Annotated in this window: 1 protein-coding gene; it reads right to left on the reverse strand. The window is 58.4% G+C overall.

Annotated features, from left to right (window positions below; all coding sequences use genetic code 11):
• Positions 1-921: 921 nt before the first annotated feature.
• The coding region (locus K359_RS64165) for a hypothetical protein (RefSeq protein WP_029085282.1) at positions 922-1,131 on the reverse strand (210 nt) is incomplete at its 5' end.

Genomic DNA, 1,131 nt, shown 5'->3' on the forward strand with positions numbered 1-1,131 from the left:
GGAAGCTGCCACCACAGTGCAGGTAGTCAGTCTGCACGAGGTGTGAAAGCAAGCCGTTTTGCGTCTCTGCAGCGTGACCGTCAGGCACGCGAGTTGCTGAGCCCTGTATGGCTTGGTTGCATATTGATGACCCTCGTGAGACGGCCAAGTCTCCACCAGCAACTTGTGCGGGCGGCTCCTTCCGCCGTCCGCACGCTTTTCATTGATCGCCCTAGCGCCGCGCTTCGTGTCGATCATGACGCGTGGAGAGGCTGCGCAGCTTTTCGCCTCTCTTGGATCGTGACTGTCTGGCACGCGAGTTGCTGAGAGACGTTTGGACTTGGCTTCTCATACTTTCGCACACCCCCCATGAGATGGCCAAGTCCGCGCAGCCTTAACTAGCGCGAGCGGCTCCTCCAGCCGCTCGCGCGTCTTTCCGTAGCATCGGCCTAGCGGCGCGGCGTGGAGATCATGCTATGACCCGTGAAGAGGCGTTGAAGAACGCCATTGAGGCACTCACACAGTGGTCCCAAGGGACGGTCGCAACAGCTGTCGTGCTTGCCGCGATCGCGAAGCTCGAACAGACTAGGCCGCCGCCCAGACGGCCTCGAAAACGGAAAGTCACTTCCTAGGCCAGCGCTCACGATCGCTGGAGGCTGGTGCAATGGACAGACCACATTTATACCGGCCTTCGAGGCTGCTATTCGTCTGCCGATGAGGAGAGGCGCACATGAACATCAACCCAGCTTCTCGAAGCTATAGCATTCTCATCGCAGACGCGGCCGTATCTGTCGTTAATACGGCTTGCACAGCATGGCGGCTGTACGTCCGGACCGACAGAGAAGGCACAAGTGATCGGACCAGAAACGAAAGCGAAGAGATCGACCAAAACGAAAGCCGGCGCAGTGGCCGGCCCCGTAAATCTTCAATAGCTTGATGTGCTCAACGGAAGTACATCATAATCACTTCGATATCCGACGTGATGCGGGGCTGACGGTCATTCAAGTGAGTGTCCACAATGCGGCGCGCAACCAAGTGCGTAACGATATCTCCGAGATCGCGGGCGGCTGAGAGAATGGTCCAGACCTCAGCTAGTAGCGCTTGGCGTTCTGGCGGGACGGACATGCCCCTGTCCTCCTCAAGCCGAAACGA

The sequence above is a fragment of the Bradyrhizobium sp. th-b2 genome (assembly GCF_000426785.1).
GTDB lineage: Bacteria > Pseudomonadota > Alphaproteobacteria > Rhizobiales > Xanthobacteraceae > Bradyrhizobium > Bradyrhizobium septentrionale.